A 20,747-nucleotide genomic window follows, 5' to 3' on the forward strand; every position below is an offset into this window, starting at 1 on the left:
TCCCCTGGCTCATTAATGTCGCGGCAGCGTGATTGACCGCGACAGCTTCTACCGCTGCGGTTTCGGTTTCGCCCCAATAATAATGACGACTCGCCGTCGTCCGCCCGCCATCGGTGTGGAAATAAAAATAATGAATCAGCCTTCGCCTTCTGTTGGTACATGTCTGGACGTGCAGTCCTTTATCAATGCGCAACCGCTGTCCCGCTATCAATGGCGGGTGGTGATCCTGTGCTTCCTGATTGTCTTTCTCGACGGCCTGGATACTGCGGCCATGGGCTTTATTGCGCCGGCACTGTCCCAGGATTGGGGGATCGACCGTGCCAGTCTCGGCCCGGTGATGAGTGCCGCGTTGATTGGCATGGTGTTTGGCGCCCTGGGTTCAGGCCCGTTGGCCGACCGTTTCGGACGCAAGGTGGTGTTGGTCGGCGCCGTGCTGGTGTTCGGTGCGTTCAGCCTGGCCTCGGCCTACAGCAGCAACGTTGATCAGTTGCTGGTATTGCGCTTCCTGACCGGCCTGGGCCTGGGCGCTGGCATGCCGAACGCCACGACGTTGCTGTCCGAATACACCCCGGAGCGCCACAAGTCGTTGCTGGTGACCAGCATGTTCTGCGGCTTCAACCTGGGCATGGCCGGTGGCGGGTTTATCTCGGCCAAGCTGATCCCGATGTTCGGCTGGCACAGCCTGCTGCTGATCGGCGGCATCCTGCCCTTGATCCTGGTCGGCGTACTGGTGCTGTGGCTGCCGGAGTCGGCGCGCTACCTGGTGGTGCGCAATCGCGGCACAGACAAGGTGCGCAAGGCCTTGTCACCCATCGATCCGGCCACCGTCGCCCAGGCTTCCAGCTTCAGCGTCCCGGAACAGAAAACCGTCAAGGCGCGCAATGTGTTCGCGGTGATCTTCTCTGGCAGCTACAGCGCCGGCACCCTGTTGCTGTGGCTCACCTACTTTATGGGTCTGGTGATTGTGTACCTGCTGACCAGTTGGTTGCCGACCCTGATGCGTGACAGCGGCGCCAGCATGGAGCAGGCGGCTTTTATCGGCGCGTTGTTCCAGTTTGGCGGAGTACTCAGCGCCGTGGGCGTGGGCTGGGCCATGGACCGGTTCAATCCGCACAAGGTCATCGGCACTTTCTACCTGCTGGCTGGGGTCTTTGCCTACGCCGTGGGCCAGAGCCTGGGCAATATCACCCTCCTGGCCACCCTGGTGTTGATCGCCGGGATGTGCGTCAACGGTGCGCAATCGGCCATGCCTTCGTTGGCGGCGCGGTTTTACCCGACCCAGGGCCGGGCGACCGGGGTGTCCTGGATGCTGGGGATTGGCCGTTTTGGCGCGATCCTCGGTGCGTGGATGGGAGCCACGCTGTTGGGGCTGGGTTGGAACTTCGAGCAAGTGCTGACGGCACTGGTGATTCCGGCTGCATTGGCCACTACTGCGGTGCTGATCAAAGGCTTGGTTAGCCACGCCGACGCCACCTGAGACTTAAAGCAGGCACGGTTGAAAAATGTGGGAGCGGGCTTGCTCGCGAAGGCGGTGGCTCAGGACAAAAATGTGTTGACTGACACACCGCCTTCGCGAGCAAGCCCGCTCCCACAGGGACGCTGTTCGCATGGAAAGCAGAGGTGTTTGGACGACTGTTAGCCAGGCAACAATCCGTTCGATTATCGAACAGTTAGTCGATTATCGGATTGTTTGACCCCTGACCCCGGCTTACTCTTCAAGCACTTCGGCGCTGCCTCCAGCGCCTTTTTCGACCTACACCGGGAGCCCAACCCCATGGCTGAAATCCTTTCGCTGGCTGATGCGGTAAAGCAGTTCGTCAATGACGGCGATACCGTCGCGCTCGAAGGCTTTACCCACCTGATCCCTACGGCGGCAGGTCATGAAATCATCCGTCAGGGCAAGAAAGACCTGACGCTGGTGCGCATGACGCCCGACCTGATCTACGACCAACTGATCGGTGCCGGCTGTGCGCGCAAGTTGATTTTTTCCTGGGGCGGCAACCCGGGCGTAGGTTCCCTGCATCGCCTGCGGGATGCGGTGGAAAAGCAATGGCCGCAACCGTTGGAGATCGAAGAACACAGCCATGCGGACCTGGCCAACGCCTACGTGGCCGGCGCCTCCGGCCTGCCGTTCGCGGTGCTGCGGGCGTATGCCGGTTCTGACCTGCCCAAGGTCAACCCGCTGATCAAGACCGTGACCTGCCCCTTCACCGGCGAAGTGCTGGCGGCGGTGCCGTCGGTGCGCCCGGACATCACCGTGATCCATGCGCAAAAGGCCGACCGCAAGGGCAACGTGCTGCTGTGGGGGATTCTCGGGGTGCAGAAAGAGGCGGCATTGGCGGCCAAGCGTTGCATCGTCACCGTCGAAGAAATCGTCGACGACCTCAACGCCCCCATGAACGCCTGCGTGCTGCCGACCTGGGCCCTGACCGCCGTGTGCCATGTACCAGGGGGCGCGCACCCTTCCTACGCCCACGGTTACACCGAGCGTGACAATCGCTTCTATCAAGCCTGGGATCCGATCGCTCGGGACCGTGGGACGTTTACCGCATGGATCAATGAATACATCCATGGCACCGCTGACTTCAGTCAATTCCAGGCCAAACTGGCTGCCGCGCAGGAGGCCAAGTAATGACTTACTCGACCAATGAAATGATGACCGTCGCCGCCGCGCGCCGCCTGAAGAACGGTGCCGTGTGCTTCGTCGGCATCGGTCTGCCGTCCAAGGCCGCCAACCTGGCCCGCCTGACGTCGTCGCCGGACGTGGTGTTGATCTACGAGTCCGGCCCGATTGGCGCCAAGCCCTCGGTGCTGCCGCTGTCCATTGGCGACGGCGAGTTGGCGGAAACCGCCGACAGTGTTGTGCCCACGGGTGAGATTTTTCGCTACTGGCTGCAAGGCGGGCGCATTGACGTCGGTTTTCTCGGCGCAGCCCAGGTCGACCGCTTCGGCAATATCAACACCACGGTGGTCGGTGATTACCACCAACCCAAGGTGCGCCTGCCGGGTGCCGGTGGTGCGCCGGAGATTGCCGGCTCCGCCAAGAGCGTGTTGATCATCCTCAAACAGTCGTCCCGTTCGTTTGTCGACAAGCTGGATTTCATCACCTCGGTCGGCCATGGCGAAGGCGGCGACTCGCGCAAGCGCCTCGGCCTGCCAGGCGCAGGCCCGGTCGGGATTATTACCGACCTGTGCATCATGGAGCCGGAGGAGGGCACCCACGAATTTGTGGTCACCGCCTTGCATCCCGGCGTGACCCGCGAGCAAGTGATTGCCGCCACCGGCTGGGCGATCCGCTTTGCCGAGCAGGTCAGCACCAGCGCCGAACCCACGCCAGTCGAACTGAACGCCTTGCGCGATCTTGAAGCCCGTACCGCCGCGGCCCATGGCCAAACCCCAGGAGAAGCCTGATGCGCGACGTGTTTATCTGTGATGCGATCCGCACCCCCATCGGCCGTTTCGGCGGTGGCCTGTCCACGGTGCGCGCCGATGACCTGGCGGCCCTGCCGATCAAGGCCCTGATGGCGCGCAACCCGTCGGTAGACTGGAGCGCGGTCGACGAAGTGTTCCTCGGCTGCGCCAACCAGTCCGGCGAAGACAACCGTAACGTGGCGCGCATGGCCGCGCTGCTGGCCGGCCTGCCGCCGAGCATTCCCGGGGTGACGGTCAACCGCTTGTGCGCCTCGGGCATGGACGCCATCGGCACCGCGTTCCGCGCCATTGCCAGTGGCGAAATGGAGCTGGCGATTGCTGGTGGTGTCGAGTCGATGTCCCGTGCACCGTTCGTGATGGGCAAGGCAGACGCCGCGTTCTCGCGCAACATGAAGCTGGAAGACACCACCATCGGCTGGCGCTTTATCAACCCGTTGATGAAGGCCCAGTACGGCGTGGATGCCATGCCGCAGACCGCTGATAACGTGGCAGATGACTACAACGTCTCGCGCGCCGACCAGGACGCCTTCGCCTTGCGTAGCCAGCAACGCACAGCCGTGGCCCAGGCCGCGGGGTTTTTCGCTGAAGAAATCGTCCCGGTACGGGTCGCCCATAAAAAAGGCGAGACCCTGGTGGAGCACGACGAACACCCGCGTGCCGATACCACCCTCGAAGCCCTGACCAAGCTCAAGCCGGTCAACGGCCCGGACAAGACCGTCACCGCCGGCAACGCTTCCGGGGTCAACGACGGCGCCGCCGCGTTGATTCTGGCCAGCGCGGACGCGGTGAAAAAGCACGGCCTGACCGCCCGCGCCCGGGTGTTGGGCATGGCCAGTGCCGGGGTCGAACCCCGGGTGATGGGCATCGGCCCGGTGCCAGCGGTGCGCAAGTTGGTAGAGCGCCTGGGCCTGGCGGTCAGCGACTTTGATGTGATCGAACTCAACGAAGCCTTCGCCAGCCAGGGTTTGGCGGTGCTGCGTGAGTTGGGCCTGGCGGACGACGCACCCCAGGTCAATCCCAACGGCGGCGCGATTGCCTTGGGTCATCCCCTGGGCATGAGCGGTGCGCGCCTGGTCTTGACGGTCCTGCATCAACTGGAAAAAACCGGCGGCAGCAAAGGCCTGGCGACCCTGTGTGTCGGCGTTGGCCAAGGCTTGGCGTTGGCCATCGAACGCGTTTGAGACCTACAAGAAAAAGAGGAATGCTCCATGAGTGACAAGCCCGGATACCGGCGCCCGCAAGCGGGTACTCAGCCTGATTACCTGCACCCGGCGTACCAGTCGACGAACCTGCGTTCGCCGTCCAAGCCGCTGGTGTTTTTGCCCCATTCACTGTCGGAAATCACCGGCCCGACCATCGGCGCCGAACGCATTGCCGAGCACGACAACGACCTGACCGCCCAGCACGAGGGCGAGCCCCAAGGCGAGCGCATCATCATTCACGGCCGGGTCCTGGATGAAAACGGCCTGCCTGTGCCGGGCATCCTGGTGGAGATCTGGCAGGCCAACGCCGCCGGTCGCTACAACCACAAGCGCGACCAGCACGACGCGCCCCTGGACCCGAACTTCACCGGCACCGGTCGCACCGTCACCGATGCCGATGGCTGGTACCAGTTCCAGACCATCAAGCCCGGTGCCTATCCGTGGGGCAATCACCACAACGCCTGGCGCCCGGCGCATATCCACTTCTCGCTGTTCGGCCCCAGTGTGCTGACGCGCCTGGTGACCCAGATGTACTTCCCCGGCGACCCGCTGCTGGCCTATGACCCGATCTACAACTGCGTGCCGGACACCTCGGCCAAGGAACGCCTGATCGCCCGTTTCGACCTGGAAAAGACCGTGCCGCACTATGCCCTCGGCTATCGCTGGGACATCGTCCTGCGCGGCCGCGACGCCACGCCGATGGAGAAATGACATGACCCTCAACGCAACCACGTCCCACACCGTCGGGCCGTACTATCACATCGGCCTGACTTGGTTGAACTGCGAAGACCTGGCGAATGCGGGCACCCTCGGCGAGCGTGTGGCCATCACCGGGCAGGTGGTGGATGGCAATGGCGAGGTGGTCAACGATGCCATGCTGGAAGTCTGGCAGGCCAACGCCGCCGGTAAATATGACCACCCCGAGGACGACCAGGACAAAGCCCTGGACCCCAATTTCGCAGGCTTTGGCCGGGTGCCGGTGGATGCGCAAGGGCGTTTCCGTTTCAGCACCATCAAGCCCGGTAGTGTGCCGGGCCTGAAGGGTACGACCCAGGCGCCGCATTTGGTGGTGTTGGTGTTTGCCCGTGGTTTGGTGAAGCACTTGCTGACGCGGATTTATTTCGACGGCGAAGCGGCCAATGGCGATGACCCGTTGCTGGCGTGTGTGCCGGCAGAGCGGCGCGGCACGTTGGTTGCCAAGGCGGATGCGTCGGGGGTGTATCAGTGGAATGTGGTGCTTCAGGGCACCGATGAAGAGACGGTGTTTTTCGATTATTGAGTTGCCTGCCAGGGCGCTGTCGCGGGCAAGCCCGCTCTCACAGTGGAATGCGATCACCTGTGGGAGCGGGCTTGGCTGCCATTCAAAGGTCTGCTTGCGGAACGAGGTTGTTGCAAAGTGTGTCTAGACTCTAACCCGTTCCCTACGAGTGAAAACAACATGACAACGAGTACCAGTCACTACACCGGAGAAGAACGCAGCAAACGGATTTTTGCGATTGTCGGGGCCTCTTCCGGCAACCTGGTCGAATGGTTCGACTTCTACGTCTATGCCTTCTGCGCGATCTATTTCGCTCCGGCGTTTTTCCCCTCCGACGACCCCACGGTGCAGCTGCTCAACACCGCTGGCGTGTTCGCCGCAGGCTTCTTGATGCGCCCCATCGGTGGCTGGCTGTTTGGCCGGGTCGCCGACAAGCACGGGCGCAAGAATTCGATGATGATTTCGGTGCTGATGATGTGCGCCGGTTCCCTGGTCATCGCCTTTCTACCGACCTACAAAGACATCGGCGCCTGGGCTCCGGCCCTGCTGCTGATGGCGCGGCTGTTCCAGGGCCTGTCGGTGGGGGGCGAGTACGGCACCACGGCGACCTACATGAGTGAAGTCGCGCTCAAGGGCCAGCGCGGCTTCTTCGCCTCGTTCCAGTACGTGACCCTGATTGGCGGGCAACTGCTGGCGGTGTCGGTGGTGGTGATCCTGCAACAACTGCTCACCGAGGACGAGCTGCGGGCCTGGGGCTGGCGCATTCCGTTTGTGATCGGGGCCGTGGCGGCGGTGATTTCGCTGTTGCTGCGCCGCTCCCTGAAAGAAACCACCAGCAAGGAAATGCGGGAAAACAAGGACGCCGGCAGCATTGCCGCGTTGTTCCGCGATCATAAGGCCGCGTTTATCACCGTGCTCGGCTACACCGCCGGCGGCTCGCTGATCTTCTACACCTTTACCACTTACATGCAGAAGTACCTGGTGAACACCGCCGGCATGCACGCCAAGACCGCCAGCTACATCATGACCGGCGCGCTGTTCCTCTATATGTGCATGCAGCCGCTGTTCGGCATGCTCTCGGACAAGATCGGCCGCCGTAACTCGATGCTCTGGTTCGGCGCGCTCGGGACCTTGTGCACAGTCCCGATCCTGCTGACCCTGAAAACCGTGACCAGCCCGTTCCTGGCCTTTGTATTGATTACCCTGGCGCTGGCGATTGTGAGTTTCTACACCTCCATCAGTGGCCTGGTAAAAGCCGAAATGTTCCCGCCACAAGTGCGCGCTCTCGGTGTGGGCCTGGCCTATGCGGTGGCCAACGCGATCTTCGGTGGTTCGGCGGAATACGTGGCCCTGGGCCTGAAATCCATTGGCCTGGAAAACACCTTCTACTGGTACGTGACCGGCATGATGGCGATTGCGTTCCTGTTCAGCCTGCGCCTGCCGAAACAGGCTGAGTACTTGCACCACGATCTGTAAGGGATGACTTATGACACTGCGCACGAGCAACCAACTGTTCGACGCTTACTTCACCGCCGACAGCATGGCCGAGGTGTTCTGTGACCAGGGACGCTTGCAGGGCATGCTGGATGTCGAAGCCGCACTGGCCCGGGCGCAGGCGCGGATCGGGTTGATTCCCCAGGCCGCCGTCGCGCCGATTGCCCAGGCATGCCTGGCCTCGTTGTACGACGTGGATGCCCTCGGCGCGGCGATTGCCACGGCGGGCAATTCGGCGATCCCGCTGGTCAAGGCCCTGGGCAAACTGATTGCCAGCGAGGACGCCGGCGCCGAGCGCTATGTGCATCTGGGCGCCACCAGCCAGGATGTGATGGACACCGGCCTGGTGCTGCAACTGCGGCGGGCGCTGGAACTGATCGACACGGACCTGGCCCGGCTGGGCGCGGTTCTCGCGGCCCAGGCGCAGCGCTATGCCGACGTGCCGTTGGCCGGGCGTACCTGGTTGCAGCACGCAACGCCGGTCACCCTGGGGATGAAAATCGCCGGTTGGCTGGGGGCGGTGACGCGCAATCGCCAACGGTTGGTGGAGCTGCAGCCGCGCCTGCTGGTCCTGCAGTTCGGCGGCGCGTCCGGCACCTTGGCTGCACTGGGTGAACACGCCATGCCGGTGGCGCAAGCCCTGGCAGCGGAGTTGCAACTGACGCTGCCCGAACAACCCTGGCACACCCAGCGTGACCGTCTGGTGGAGTTCGCCAGCGTGCTGGGCCTGATCGCCGGCAGCCTGGGCAAGCTCGGGCGGGATATCAGCCTGCTGATGCAGACCGAAGCGGCGGAAGTGTTCGAGCCGTCAGCCCCAGGCAAGGGCGGCTCCTCGACCATGCCGCACAAGCGCAACCCGGTTGGCGCGGCGGTGTTGATCAGCGCTGCTACGCGGGTGCCGGGGCTGGTGGCGACGATGTTCAGCGCCATGCCCCAGGAGCACGAGCGCAGCCTGGGCCTGTGGCATGCCGAATGGGAAACCCTGCCCGAAATCTGCCGCCTGGTGTCCGGTGCCTTGCATCAGGCATTGCTGGTGAGTGAAGGCCTGGAAGTCGATGCACAACGCATGGGCCACAACCTCGACATGACCCAGGGCCTGGTGCTGGCCGAGGCCGTCAGTAGCACATTGGCCCAGCGCCTGGGCCGTGAAACCGCCCATCACCTGCTGGAACAGTGTTGCAAACGCGCGGTCGCCGAGCAGCGCCATTTGCGCGCGGTATTGGCCGATGAGCCGCAAGTCACCGCCGAGCTGTCGGCGGTGGAATTGGATCGCCTGCTGGACCCGGCGCATTACCTGGGCCAGGCACAGACCTGGGTCAGCCGCGCCGTGGCTGAGCACTTTGCTTTTTCTGCCTGAGGAGGCTGCTGTGGGATTTGTACGACTCGCCGATGGCGAACTGAATTACCAACTGGAAGGTCCTGAAGGCGCGCCGGTACTGGTGCTGTCCAATTCACTGGGCACCGACCTGCATATGTGGGATACCCAGATGCCGGCCTTCACCGAGCATTTTCGGGTGCTGCGCCTGGACACCCGTGGCCACGGCAAATCCCTGGTCACCGAGGGCCCCTACAGCATTGAGCAACTGGGGCGTGACGTGCTGGCGTTGCTGGATGCGCTGGATATCCAGCGTGCGCATTTCTGCGGTTTGTCCATGGGCGGGTTGATTGGCCAGTGGCTGGGCATCAACGCCGGTGAGCGCTTGCTCAAGCTGGTGCTGTGCAACACGGCAGCCAAGATCGGCACTGCGGACATCTGGAACCCGCGGATCGAAATGGTCCTGCGCGAGGGCCAGGCGGCAATGGTCGGCTTGCGTGATGCGTCGGTTGCGCGTTGGTTTACTGCCGATTTTGCCCAGGCTCATCCCGCTCAGGCCAAGCGCATTACCGACATGCTCGCGGCCACATCGCCCCAAGGCTATGCCGCCAACTGTGGCGCGGTGCGCGATGCGGATCTGCGTGAGCAACTGGCGTCTATCAAGGTGCCGACGCTGGTGATTGCCGGTACTGAGGATGCCGTCACACCGCCGGCCGGCGGGCACTTTATTCAAGAGCGTGTCGCGGGCGCCGAGTATGCCGAGTTTTATGCGGCGCACTTGTCCAACGTACAGGCCGGGGCTGCGTTCAGCGAGCGGGTACTGGCGTTCTTGTTGGCGGGCTGATGGTCCAGGCGAGTAGCGCTTGTTGTGGCACAGTCATTACTGTTTGGTTTTAGGAGGTTTTGTGGACGAGAAACAACGTTACGCCGATGGGCTCAAGGTGCGGCGTGAAGTGCTGGGCGATGCCCATGTCGATCGCTGCCTCAATGCCTTGACCGAGTTCAACAGCGAGTTCCAGGAAATGATCACCCGCCATGCCTGGGGCGATATCTGGACCCGCCCGGGCTTGCCCCGGCACACCCGCAGCCTGATCACCATTGCCATGCTGATCGGTATGAACCGCAACGAAGAGCTCAAACTGCACCTGCGCGCCGCCGCCAGCAATGGCGTGACCCGTGCCGAGATCAAGGAAGTACTGATGCAGAGCGCGATCTACTGTGGGATCCCGGCGGCCAATGCGACGTTTCACCTGGCCGAGTCGGTGTGGGATGAGTTGGGGGTCGAGTCGCGGGATTGACGGCGATTTACCCCCGCCTGGAGCCGCTCACCCCTCGTCAGGCGGAAAGTAAGCATCCCGCCGCGCAGTACCCGTTTCTTCACGCAATGCGTTTTCATTAAAGGGGTTGGGGTTGGTAGTCGTCGGGGGTGTCGACGGGTCGTTGTCAAAATCAAAGGCGGGGGCATTGGTCTCTACCCCGACGGCTTGGCGCTCCGGATTCGGTTCATCTGCGGTTTTGCCGGGTAAAAAGGTGCCATTGGCGCCGTTATAGGCGTGGGCCATTTCATGGTAGAGGCTGATGACCGGAGGCTCACGGAAGATGAGGCCGGGATTGTTGTGTATCTTTGCCCCCGTGGCGACCGAGCCTTTGGTGTTGCCGTGTATGAAGCCCAATTGGGGCGATTCTGCGAGGTCGTCATATTCTTTTAATTGTTTGTCGTGTTCTCTGGTGAAGTTGTTGGTGAATGTATAATTGGGGCGGACGGTAGTCTCTCGGATTGTTATGGGGGAACCGTTGCGCTCGGCGGCCCGGTCCAGTTCACTCAGCATTTTTTGTGCCGTTGGTGAGTTTCTGAAGAATTCAAGATCATCCTGGGTTTGTTGTTTGAATTTGCTTGAACCTTCGATCTTCAACGCTTTATGACCCGCATTGCTGATGTTGACTTTTTTATATCGGGTGCCGGGGATACTGGTGACGAGGTCATATTTCTTGGCATAGATAGTATCGTTTGCATTGTATGAGTTGACACGATCCCGACCACGCCCTGTATAGAACACGGTCTGTGCCTTTCCTGTCATCAAATCATCACCGGGGCCGCCATGCATGACATTCATCGGGCTTTCGCTGACCATCGTGTCGTTGCCGTTGCCGCCATCCATATAGCTGAATGTGCCTTCGCTGCCAGTCCCGGAGGACATAGTGTCGTTGCCGTTATTCCCATACATGACGGCTATTCCTGATCCGCCCTTCATTGTGTCATTGCCGTCATTCCCTTCGGCGTAGCCGTTGCCGCTACCCAGCGTGATGTTGTCGTTCCCCGCTCCTCCGTAGACACGGGTATCACCACTGCCAAGGGCTTCAATCCGGTCTCGACCTTTACCGCCCTCGATCGTAATGGGGATCGTCACGCGCGGATCAACCCGAATGTGATCATCGCCGCCTTTTGACTTGATGTGCAGTTCTTCAGGGTAACTTTCGTGATTGTTGATTTTTAATGTGTAATGCCTGTCGTTGACTTGCAGCTGGACTTCATTGTTCGAAGGTTGATTGACTTTTATAACGTCGGGCTTTTCACCTGTTTCGATTTTGATGACGTTGCTTCTGTTTGTGCGTTCATTGTCGCTGACCGTCTCCCAAGTGGTTTTATGGGTGATTTTGATAAGGTCGTCCTTATATAAAGGAGCAGAGTTTGTATAGGTTGGATATTTTTCTACGTAGTGTTGGTCTGGTGTTAGTTTTGATTTCGGTGTGAAAGTCGCATTTGAGTTTTGTAGCAGGGGAACTTCAATGGAAATGGGGTTTTGCAGGGCGTTAGCAGCCGGTGTTGGACTGAGTGCGGATGAGGAGAATACGTTTGGATACTGTGCAGGGGCTGAGATGGACATTGCATCGTCTCGCGATAGGGGGTTTGGAGATGAGTGGTTGGCCGCCTGAACAGGATTCCGCCGAACTTCAATACCGTTTTTTTCGGACCACACATGAACGCGTAGAACTTCGCGGTCGCGCACGGTTATGTATCATTGGCCTGCTTTAAAACAAGGAGTGTCAGGTATAGCGATTGCGCAGATTAAGTCCCATTTCTTTGCGTAAAGAGTTTTCCGTGAAGGGGGCGGGATTGGTGGCGGTCGGCGGGGTGAGCGGATCATGGTCAAAGTCGAACGGCTCGGCACCGGTCGGCAGACCGACAGCCTGTCGTTCAATATTGGGTGTGTCTTCGGGAGGTTCACCCGCGACCGGCTCCTCGGTCGTTCCGGGGAGGAAGGAACCCGTGGCGCCGTTATAGGCATGCACCATTTCATGGTAGAGATTTGTTATCGGAAAACCGCCTGATACAGGGGCGTCAAACGTACTGGAAGGGGAGTAGCGGACGACGCCATCGGTGATTGGCGCGCCCTGTACCCCGTTGTGAACATAACCTTTCACGGGGGCCTCAGGATCCAACTGATCCGGCTCTTGCTGGTTGAACGCGTAATCTGTCCTGTCTCTTTTTCCGCCATCCTGAAGGGTTACCGGTACTCCATTTCTGTCAGCGGCGGCGTCCATCTCGGCAAGCATTTTCTGGCCTGCCGGCGAGCTGCGTAAAAGCTCCAGGTCATCTTCGACGCGTTGTTTGAACTCTGCTGTGCCTTGGACGTTAAACCCTCTTTTACCGGCTTCACTGGGTATGACCGCTCTTAACTTCGCGTGCGCAGAGTTCAGGAACCTGTCGCTGGGTTTTGCGTAGATAAGGTCGTCCCGATTGTTGGAGCGGATCGTGTCGTTACCTTTGCCGCTGTAAAAGGTGGTTCGATCGCGACCCAGCATCACATCGTCACCCCGGCCGCCATTCATAATCGTGTGGCCGTTGCCGGCATACATTGTGTCTGAGCCGCTGCCGCCGTCCATGTGGCTTTTTTTGCTGGCTGCCCCAGGCCCCGCATACATCCAGTCGTTGCCGTTATTGCCGTACAGAATGGCGTTACCGGAGCCGCCTATCATCATGTCGCTACCCTCATTGCCTTCGGCATAGCCTGCACCGCTGCCCAACTGGAGAAAGTCGTTGCCATTGCCTCCCAGCAGGCGGCTTGGACCACCTCCCGCCCTTACGTGATCATTGCCATCCCCCGCTTCAATCGTTACGTAAAGCATGACATCGGCATCGACCTTTATCTTGTCGTCACCACCGTTACTTTTAATCACGAGTTTTGTGGGGACTTCATCCTTCGCGTCTCTTGCGTCAAAGATGTATGACTTGCCATTGACCTCTACATTGAGTCGTCCGTCGGTACGGTTACTGACATGAATAGTGTCTGAGGTATTACCTGTTTCAAGCGTCAGCTTATCGTCCAGCAGGGTGGGTTTATCCAGGTCATATTGCCGGGTGCGGATTGAATGCCGGGCAATCAGATTACCGTCATCGACCAGTATCGCTTCCTGTTCTTGCGATGGGCGAACGCGTCTCGCAGGCGGAGCAGGGCTTTCTCCAGTGTCCTGCGCCAAGGAGGGCGCTTGACGGCGCTCCCTCTTGGCGGGGGCGGGTGCCGAGTGTGTGGAAGGCTCAAGGGAAGGGAGGGGCAGACTGTGGTTCAGTGGCGCGATAGTGTTCATCAGAGAACCTTTCTATTCGAGATAGGGGGCTCTCTGTAGGTTGATGATTGGAATAAAAGGGTTCCGCCATACTGGCCGATGCTTTGTGTCCTGGCGTAATGAAATTTGCTCGCGCCCGCTGCACACGTCGCTAAATCGTCTGGGGTGTCGGTTAACGAAACACGGCTCTGTGGTCGGGTTGGATCATTGGGGGGCGGCGTCCCACACCCAGTCCCACATCCCCGGTAAGTGCACGGCTTGGCTGGCATCCTTCACCGTGCGCGCCAGGGCCCCGCGCTCCAGTGCCGAGCGGTCGGTGTAGAACGGTTCGGCGGCGGTCTTCAGGCCATTGGCCTGGGCGCTGTCCATCAGGATCTGCAGGTACTCCTGCAGATGCCGTGCGGTGTAGCGATTGATGTCGTGAAAGGTCACCACCACCGGGATCACCCCTTCTACAGTCGGCAGTTCGCCCAGGGCAATGCGTTCGCGCACCAGCGACAGCTGCCGCAGCAGGTTGGCCCGACGCCGTGGGCTGGCATTGAAGCCCCAGATCTTGCCGTCATTGGCGCTCAGGTCGGTCAGCAAAATCTGCATGCCGTGGCGCTGGTAGGCGGCGAAGGTGCGTTTGTCGTAGTTCCAGAAGGGCGGGCGTATCAGGTTCGGCGCAGCGCCGGTGATCGAGGCGATAGTCGCGGCGCCCAGGCTCAAGGTCTGCGTCAGCTCTTCGTCGTTCAACAGGCGATGATTGCTATGCCAGCGCGTGGCGGTGTGAAACGCCAGGATATGGCCGGCGGCGTGCTCGCGCTCCATGGTCTTGCGCCCGCGCGGGCTGCCGCCAGAGCGCCAGGCCTCGGTCTGCAAAAAGAAGATCGCCTTGATTCCCGGTTGCACCGGGTTGTTGGCCAGGCTCTCGATGACCAAACGGCTAGGGTTGGCGTAGCCCGAGGCGCTGGGGCCGTCATCGAACGTCAGCAGGAAACGGATCGGGGCCTGGGCGTGCAGGCGCTGTTCGGTCTGGGGTGTCAATGCCACGGGCGCGCCGATGCAGGCGCTGAGGCTCAGTGCCAAAGCGAACACGGCGGCGGTGATGGCGAAGGATTTCATGGTATGGGCCGGGCTCTGACACAGATTGCGCCTAAGGAGAGGCCGCAACAGGCGGGCACCATACAGCAAGAATAACCGGGGTGATCAACTGGCTGACGAACTACAACGGGCGACCATCTCTTCATTGAGGCTAAACGCTGGTGGGCCGGTGCGCTACTCGCGGCAAGCGGCCCCTTCAGCACTGACACTGAAGGGGGGGCGGCAGCGGTCGGCAGACCGGCGGCCTGAAGTTCGCCGTTGGGCGTATCTCGCGCAGGTTTGTCGCCGGCCTGCTCCAGGGGGGGCCACCGCAGATATCCAGTGCTGGTACCCCTAGTCAGTGCGAGGCAGCCTACAGCAGGCTAAGGGGATAACTGACAATCAACCGATTCTCATCAAACTCATTGTTGCTGAAGTCGCGACGGATGCTGGAATTGCGCCAGCGCAGGGTCAGGCTTTTCAGGCTGCCGCTTTGCACGGTGTAGCCCACTTCGCTTTCCCGCCCCCATTCCTTGCCATCGCTGACGGTGGCGGTGTGCACGTTGCTGCCGCTGATGTAGCGGTTCATCAGGGTCAGGCCCGGTACGCCGAGTGCGGCGAAGTTGTAGTCGTGGCGCAGCTGCCAGGAGCGTTCTTCGGCGTTGTCATAGCTGGCATTGAAGCTGTCGTTGGCCAGGGTGCCGCCGCTGGTGCCATTGACCCGCATCCAGGCGCTGTTGCCATTGAGTTTTTGCAGGCCGACATAGAAGGTGTGGCCGCCGTACCTGGCCGAGAACAGGCCGGACCAGGTCCGGTTGTCCAGGTTGCCGGCACGGGCGCTGCCGTCGTCCTGGCCATAGAAGAAGCCGAGGTTGGCGCCCAGGGTCCAGTCGCCCACGGGCTGGCTGTGGGTCAGGTTGAGGTATTGCTGGCGGTAGATGTCCTTGAGCTGGGCATTCCACACGCCGACCTGGGTGCGCTTGTCGTTGAACGCATATTCGGCGCCCTGGAAGTTGAAGCGATCGGAGGTGAACGCAGTTTTACCGAACATCGACATGTCCGTCATGCTGCTGTCGTCTCGCGGGCTGTTGGCGCGGAACTGGCCGCCATACAGGGTCAGGCCGGCGATCTCTTTGGACGTGATCTGCCCGCCGCGCAGGGTTTGCGGCAGGGAGCGGCCATCGTCCGCACGCAGGATCGGCAGCACCGGCATCCACTCGCCGACTTTCAATTCGGTCTGGGAAATCCGTGCCTTGAACGCCACCCCCAGGCGGCCGAAGTTGTCGGCCGGTTTGCCATCGTGATCCAGGGGCAGCAATTGGGTGCCACCGGAGCCGCCGCCGCCATCGAGCTTTTGCGCGTACATGCCCAGCACATCCACCCCGAACCCCACGGTGCCCTGGGTGAAACCGGACTTGGCGTCGAGGATGAAACTCTGCGTCCACTCCTGCGCGCCGCCCTGGGCCTTGGTCGGGTTGGTGAAATTGCGGTTGAAGAAGAAATTGCGCAGGTTGAGGTTGGCGCTGGCATCTTCCAGAAAGCCGTGTTCCTCGGCGACGACTGGGAGGGCAAGGCTGGCGACAGCGGTAGCCAGCAATAGCCGGCGAGGGTGCAAGGTGCTCATGGCGTGGGACCTGTTGTTATTGGTGGTTTTCAGGTGCGGGCCATGGTGCGGGGCGTTGCCGGGGCGGTTCAATTGGGGGAGGGCGGGTTCTGGGCGGTGATCGAACGGAACTGTACGCCCATGAAAAAGCCCACCAAAAGGTGGGCTTCCTGTGTTGCTACGCCGATCAGAACAACTTGAGCTTCGGCGCTTCTTCTTTCACCGGCTCATTCTGCGCCGTCTGTTCGTTCCAACCGCCACCGAGGGCCTTGTACAAGGTCACTTCGCTGGTCAGTTGGGCCAGGCGGTCGGTGATCAGCGTTTGCTGGGCAGCGAATAGCTGGCGCTGGGCGTCGAGGAAGGTCAGGTTGCTATCAACCCCGATGCGGTAGCGACGCTCGGCCAGACGGTAGTAGTCCTGGTTGGCCGAGACGAAGTCACGCTGGGCCTGCAACTGTTGGTTGTAGGTCGCACGTGCCGCCAGGCCGTCGGAGACTTCCTGGAACGCGGTCTGGATCGACTTCTCGTAGGTCGCGACGTTGATCTCTTTCTGGATCTTCGAGTAGTCCAGGCTTGCGCGCAGGCTACCGGCGTTGAAGATCGGGATGTTGATCTGCGGTGCGAACGACCAGGTACCCGAGCCGCCCTTGAACAGGCCGCCGAGGTCCGGGCTCAAAGTCCCGGCATTGGCCGTCAGGCTGATGCTCGGGAAGAACGCAGCCCGTGCCGCGCCGATGTTGGCGTTGGCAGCCTTGAGGTTGTGCTCGGCCTGGAGGATGTCGGGGCGACGTTGCAGCAGGTCTGAAGGCAGGCCGGCCGGTACTTCGCTCAACAGGTCGTCGGACAGCGGCTGAGTGACGAGATTCGCCGGCAGACCGGTGCCCAGCAGCAGGGTCAGGTTGTTTTCATCCTGGGCCACCTGGCGGGTGTAGCGGGCCAGTTGCACGCGGGCGCTTTCAACCGAGGTCCGCGCCTGGCTCAAGTCCAGGGCCGAGGCCACGCCGACTTCGTTGCTGCGCGAGGTGAGCTTGAAGCTCTGCTCGTAGGCGGCCAGGGTGTCCTGGGTCAGCTTCAGCAGTTCCTTGTCGGCCTGCCAGGTCAGGTAGGCATTGGCCACGCTGGCCACCAGGCTGATCTGCGTGCTGCGGCGTGCTTCTTCAGTGGCGAAGTACTTCTGCAACGCTTCTTCGCTCAGGCTGCGCACCCGGCCGAACAGGTCCAGTTCGTAGGCGTTGATCCCGAGGGTCGCCGAGTAGGAGCTGGTGATGTTCGATTCGCCGGTTTGCGAGGCCCGTGCCGGAACGCGCTGGCGGCTGCCGCTGCCATTGGCGCCGACGGCCGGGAACAGGTCGGCACGCTGGATGCGGTACTGCGCGGCAAAGGCGTCGATGTTCAGCGCGGCGACGCGCAGGTCACGGTTGTTGACCAACGCGACCTGAATCAGTTGCTGCAGGGCAGGGTCGTGGAAAAACTGCTTCCAGCCTTGCTCGGCCGCGGCCTGGCTTGGTGCCTGGGCCGACGAGTACGCCGGCCCCTGCGGGAACTGGGCGGCCACCGGCGCTTCAGGCTGCTGATAATCAGGGATCAGCGAGCAGCCACTGAGCACAAATGCCGTGACTGCCAGGGAGAGTAGCGACTTGCGCATTAGCCAGCCTCTTTAGGAGTATTCGGTGTATCGGACTTGTCAGTTTTTTTCCGGCTGCCAATGGCGGACACGGTCACGAAGAACAGTGGCACCCAGAAGATAGCCAGAACAGTGGCGGTGATCATACCGCCAATTACGCCGGTACCGATTGCGTGTTGGCTGCCCGAACCTGCACCCGAGGAGATCGCCAGCGGCAGTACGCCGAGGATGAACGCCATGGACGTCATGATGATCGGACGCAAACGCATGCGGGACGCCTCGATGGCCGCCTCGACGATGCCCTTGCCCTGTTCATGCAGTTCCTTGGCGAACTCGACGATCAGGATGGCGTTCTTCGAGGCCAGGCCCACGGTGACCAACAACCCCACCTGGAAGAACACGTCGTTGGACAGTCCTCGCAGGCTGGTGGCCATCAGTGCACCGATCACGCCCAGCGGTACTACCAGCACTACCGCAATCGGGATCGACCAGCTTTCGTACAACGCTGCCAGGCAAAGGAACACCACCAGCAACGACAGGGCATATAGCGCAGGTGCCTGGGAGCCGGACAAGCGTTCTTCATAGGACAGACCGGTCCAGGCATAGCCCACACCTGCCGGCAATTGCTTGGCGATGCGTTCGACTTCCGCCATCGCATCACCGGTGCTGTAGCCAGGCGCCGGGGTACCGAGGACTTCCATCGCCGCTACACCGTTGTACCGCGACAGTTTCGGCGAACCGAAGATCCAGTTGCCAGAGGCAATTGCTGATAGTGGCACCATTTTTCCGTCGTTGGCGCGCACGAACCATTTGTTCAGGTCTTCAGGGGTCATCCGGCCAGCGGCCTCACCCTGGATGTAGACCTTCTTCACTCGACCGCGGTCGATGAAGTCATTGACGTAGCTGCCACCCAAGGCAATCGCCAGGGTCTGGTTGATGCTCGACAGGCTGATGCCCTGGGCACTGGCTTTCTCGTCGTCGATGGTCAGCTCGTACTGCGGCTCATCGTTGACGCCGTTGGGACGTACGCCGGCCAGGATCTTGCTCTGCGCGGCCATGCCGAGGAACTGGTTACGTGCGTTCATCAACGCTTCGTGACCCACACCGCCCTGGTCCTGCAGGAACACGTCGAAACCGGTGGCGTTACCCAACTCCAGTACCGATGGGGGCACGATGGCAAACACCATGGCGTCCTTGAAGGTCTGGAAGAAGTAGCCCTGGGCACGCTTGGCCACTTCGAACACCGACATGGATGCGTCGCGCTGGTCCCATGGCTTGAGCATGACGAATGCCAGGCCCGAGCTTTGGCCACGACCGGCAAAGTTGAAGCCGTTTACGGTAAATACCGATTGCACGGCCTTGCCTTCACCGGGCTCGCCTTCCTTGTCGTTCAACAGGAAAGCACGCATGTCGTCGATAACGGTCTGGGTGCGTTCGGCCGAAGAACCAACCGGCGTCTGTACCTGGGCGAAGATCACGCCCTGGTCTTCCTCGGGCAGGAACGCGCTTGGGATACGGGTGAACAGCCAGATCATGCCGGCGAAGATGATCAGGTACACCAGGAACGAAGGCGCCTTGTGCTTGATCATGTTGCCCACGCCGCGCTCGTAGCTCAGTACGCCACGGTCGAAGGTACGGTTGAACCAGCCGAAGAAACCACGCTTGGGTTGGCCGTGTTTCTCGGGGTCGACCGGCTTGAGCATGGTGGCGCACAGTGCCGGGGTGAAGATCAGTGCAACCAGTACCGAAAGTGCCATCGCCGACACAATGGTGATGGAGAACTGTTTATAGATGACCCCCGTCGAGCCGCCAAAGAACGCCATCGGCAGCAGTACCGCCGAGAGTACCAGGGCAATACCTACCAGGGCGCCCTGGATCTGGTCCATGGACTTGACCGTTGCCTCTTTAGGCGACAGATGCTCCTCGGCCATCACCCGCTCGACGTTTTCCACTACCACGATCGCATCGTCCACCAGCAAGCCGATGGCCAGGATCATGCCGAACATGGTCAAGGTGTTGATGGTGAAGCCGAAGGCCGCGAGGATGCCGAACGTACCCAGCAATACCACCGGTACTGTCATGGTGGTGATGATGGTGGCGCGGAAGTTTTGCAGGAACAGGTACATCACCAGGAACACCAGGATGATCGCCTCGACCAGGGTATCGACTACTCCGGAAATCGACTCGGTCACCACTGGGGTGGTGTCATACGGAACCACGGCTTTCATGCCTGGCGGGAAGAACGGCTCCAGGGACGCGACCGTGGCACGGATGGCCTTGGCGGTGTCCAGGGCGTTGGCGCCCGAGGCCAGTTTGATCGCCATGCCGGAAGCCGGCTTGCCGTTGAACTGGGCACTGATGCTGTAGTTCTGGCCACCCAACTCGACACGGGCGACATCGCCCAGGCGCACCTGGGAGCCATCGCTGTTCACGCGCAGCAGGATCTTTTCAAACTGCTCGGCGCTTTGCAGACGGGTCTTGCCGATGATGGTGGCGTTCAACTGGGTGCCGGGCAGGGCTGGCAGGCCGCCCAACTGGCCGGTGGCCACCTGGACGTTCTGCGCCGCAATGGCACTGCTGACATCCACCGGGGTCATCTGGAAGTTGTTCAACTTGGCCGGATCCAGCCAGATACGCATGGCGTACTGGGAACCGAAGACCTGGAAGTCACCCACGCCAGACGTCCGCGAAATCGGATCCTGGATGTTGGAAACGATGTAGTTGGACAGGTCATCCTTGCTCATGGTGCCGTCTTCGGACACCAGGCCGATCACCATCAGGAAGTTCTTCACCGACTTGGTTACGCGGATCCCTTGTTGCTGCACTTCTTGCGGCAGCAATGGGGTCGCCAGGTTCAGCTTGTTCTGCACCTGAACCTGGGCGATGTCCGGGTTGGTACCCTGGTTGAACGTCGCGGTGATGGTCATGCTGCCGTCGGAGTTACTGTCCGAGGCCACATAACGCAGGTTGTCGATACCGTTGAGCTGCTGCTCGATCACCTGTACCACGGTGTCCTGCACGGTTTGTGCGGACGCGCCTGGGTAGGTCACCTGGATATCAATGGCGGTTGGCGCGATGGCCGGGTATTGGTTGATGGGCAACTTCAGGATCGACAGTGCCCCGACCAGCATGATCACCAGGGCAATTACCCAGGCGAAAATGGGACGGTCGATAAAAAATTTCGACATGTA

General features: G+C 61.1%; 16 protein-coding genes. 10 read left to right on the plus strand and 6 right to left on the minus strand.

Annotated features, from left to right (window positions below):
- The first annotated feature begins 130 nt into the window (after positions 1 to 130).
- The 10 genes from HBR94_RS18100 (at position 131) to pcaC (ending at position 9,999) form a co-directional block, all read left to right on the plus strand.
- Positions 131 to 1,477 carry an MFS transporter gene (locus tag HBR94_RS18100; protein ID WP_170045314.1) on the plus strand — a complete coding sequence of 449 codons (1,347 nt, stop codon included), beginning with the start codon at positions 131 to 133 and terminating at the stop codon, positions 1,475 to 1,477.
- A 297-nt stretch (positions 1,478 to 1,774) separates the two neighbouring features.
- A complete protein-coding gene (locus tag HBR94_RS18105) occupies positions 1,775 to 2,632 on the plus strand; it encodes a CoA transferase subunit A (RefSeq protein ID WP_057439815.1) in 858 nt (285 codons plus the stop codon).
- Positions 2,632 to 3,411, plus strand: coding sequence for a CoA-transferase subunit beta (locus HBR94_RS18110; protein WP_057439814.1), 780 nt, complete (start codon positions 2,632 to 2,634; stop codon positions 3,409 to 3,411). The genes HBR94_RS18105 and HBR94_RS18110 overlap by 1 nt, the downstream gene beginning before the upstream one ends.
- A complete protein-coding gene (gene pcaF, locus HBR94_RS18115) occupies positions 3,408 to 4,613 on the plus strand; it encodes a 3-oxoadipyl-CoA thiolase (protein ID WP_170045323.1) in 1,206 nt (401 codons plus the stop codon). The genes HBR94_RS18110 and pcaF overlap by 4 nt, the downstream gene beginning before the upstream one ends.
- Positions 4,614 to 4,640: 27 nt before the next feature.
- Positions 4,641 to 5,345, plus strand: coding sequence for a protocatechuate 3,4-dioxygenase subunit beta (gene pcaH, locus HBR94_RS18120; RefSeq protein ID WP_057439810.1), 705 nt, complete (start codon positions 4,641 to 4,643; stop codon positions 5,343 to 5,345).
- 1 nt (position 5,346) lies between these two features.
- Positions 5,347 to 5,913 carry a protocatechuate 3,4-dioxygenase subunit alpha gene (pcaG, locus tag HBR94_RS18125; protein WP_057439808.1) on the plus strand — a complete coding sequence of 189 codons (567 nt, stop codon included), beginning with the start codon at positions 5,347 to 5,349 and terminating at the stop codon, positions 5,911 to 5,913.
- Positions 5,914 to 6,072: 159 nt separating this feature from the next.
- On the plus strand, positions 6,073 to 7,368 hold the full coding sequence (locus HBR94_RS18130) for an MFS family transporter (protein WP_057444387.1): 1,296 nt from the start codon (positions 6,073 to 6,075) through the stop codon (positions 7,366 to 7,368).
- 10 nt (positions 7,369 to 7,378) lie between these two features.
- On the plus strand, positions 7,379 to 8,743 hold the full coding sequence (locus tag HBR94_RS18135; RefSeq protein ID WP_170045315.1) for a 3-carboxy-cis,cis-muconate cycloisomerase: 1,365 nt from the start codon (positions 7,379 to 7,381) through the stop codon (positions 8,741 to 8,743).
- Between the two features lie 10 nt (positions 8,744 to 8,753).
- Positions 8,754 to 9,545, plus strand: a complete 792-nt coding sequence (gene pcaD, locus HBR94_RS18140; protein WP_057958741.1) for a 3-oxoadipate enol-lactonase — start codon at positions 8,754 to 8,756, stop codon at positions 9,543 to 9,545.
- Between the two features lie 61 nt (positions 9,546 to 9,606).
- Positions 9,607 to 9,999: a 4-carboxymuconolactone decarboxylase gene (gene pcaC, locus HBR94_RS18145; RefSeq protein WP_170045316.1), complete on the plus strand. Its 393-nt coding sequence runs from the start codon at positions 9,607 to 9,609 to the stop codon at positions 9,997 to 9,999.
- 27 nt (positions 10,000 to 10,026) lie between these two features.
- Here the strand turns inward: pcaC and HBR94_RS18150 are convergent, their stop codons facing one another.
- The 6 genes from HBR94_RS18150 to HBR94_RS18175 form a co-directional block, all read right to left on the minus strand.
- On the minus strand, positions 10,027 to 11,709 hold the full coding sequence (locus tag HBR94_RS18150; RefSeq protein WP_170045317.1) for a M91 family zinc metallopeptidase: 1,683 nt from the start codon (positions 11,707 to 11,709) through the stop codon (positions 10,027 to 10,029).
- A 37-nt stretch (positions 11,710 to 11,746) separates the two neighbouring features.
- On the minus strand, positions 11,747 to 13,288 hold the full coding sequence (locus HBR94_RS18155; protein ID WP_170045318.1) for a M91 family zinc metallopeptidase: 1,542 nt from the start codon (positions 13,286 to 13,288) through the stop codon (positions 11,747 to 11,749).
- A gap of 183 nt (positions 13,289 to 13,471) precedes the next feature.
- Entirely contained in the window at positions 13,472 to 14,371 is a 900-nt protein-coding gene (locus HBR94_RS18160; RefSeq protein ID WP_057958745.1) for a polysaccharide deacetylase family protein, read from the minus strand.
- Positions 14,372 to 14,702: 331 nt separating this feature from the next.
- On the minus strand, positions 14,703 to 15,953 hold the full coding sequence (locus HBR94_RS18165) for an OprD family porin (RefSeq protein WP_170045319.1): 1,251 nt from the start codon (positions 15,951 to 15,953) through the stop codon (positions 14,703 to 14,705).
- A 166-nt stretch (positions 15,954 to 16,119) separates the two neighbouring features.
- Positions 16,120 to 17,577 carry an AdeC/AdeK/OprM family multidrug efflux complex outer membrane factor gene (gene adeC / locus HBR94_RS18170; RefSeq protein WP_057958747.1) on the minus strand — a complete coding sequence of 486 codons (1,458 nt, stop codon included), beginning with the start codon at positions 17,575 to 17,577 and terminating at the stop codon, positions 16,120 to 16,122.
- Positions 17,577 to 20,744: an efflux RND transporter permease subunit gene (locus HBR94_RS18175; RefSeq protein WP_057958748.1), complete on the minus strand. Its 3,168-nt coding sequence runs from the start codon at positions 20,742 to 20,744 to the stop codon at positions 17,577 to 17,579. The genes adeC and HBR94_RS18175 overlap by 1 nt, the downstream gene beginning before the upstream one ends.
- Positions 20,745 to 20,747 lie beyond the last annotated feature (3 nt).

The organism is Pseudomonas sp. WS 5412 (assembly GCF_012985615.1).
Taxonomy (GTDB): Bacteria; Pseudomonadota; Gammaproteobacteria; order Pseudomonadales; family Pseudomonadaceae; genus Aquipseudomonas; species Aquipseudomonas shahriarae.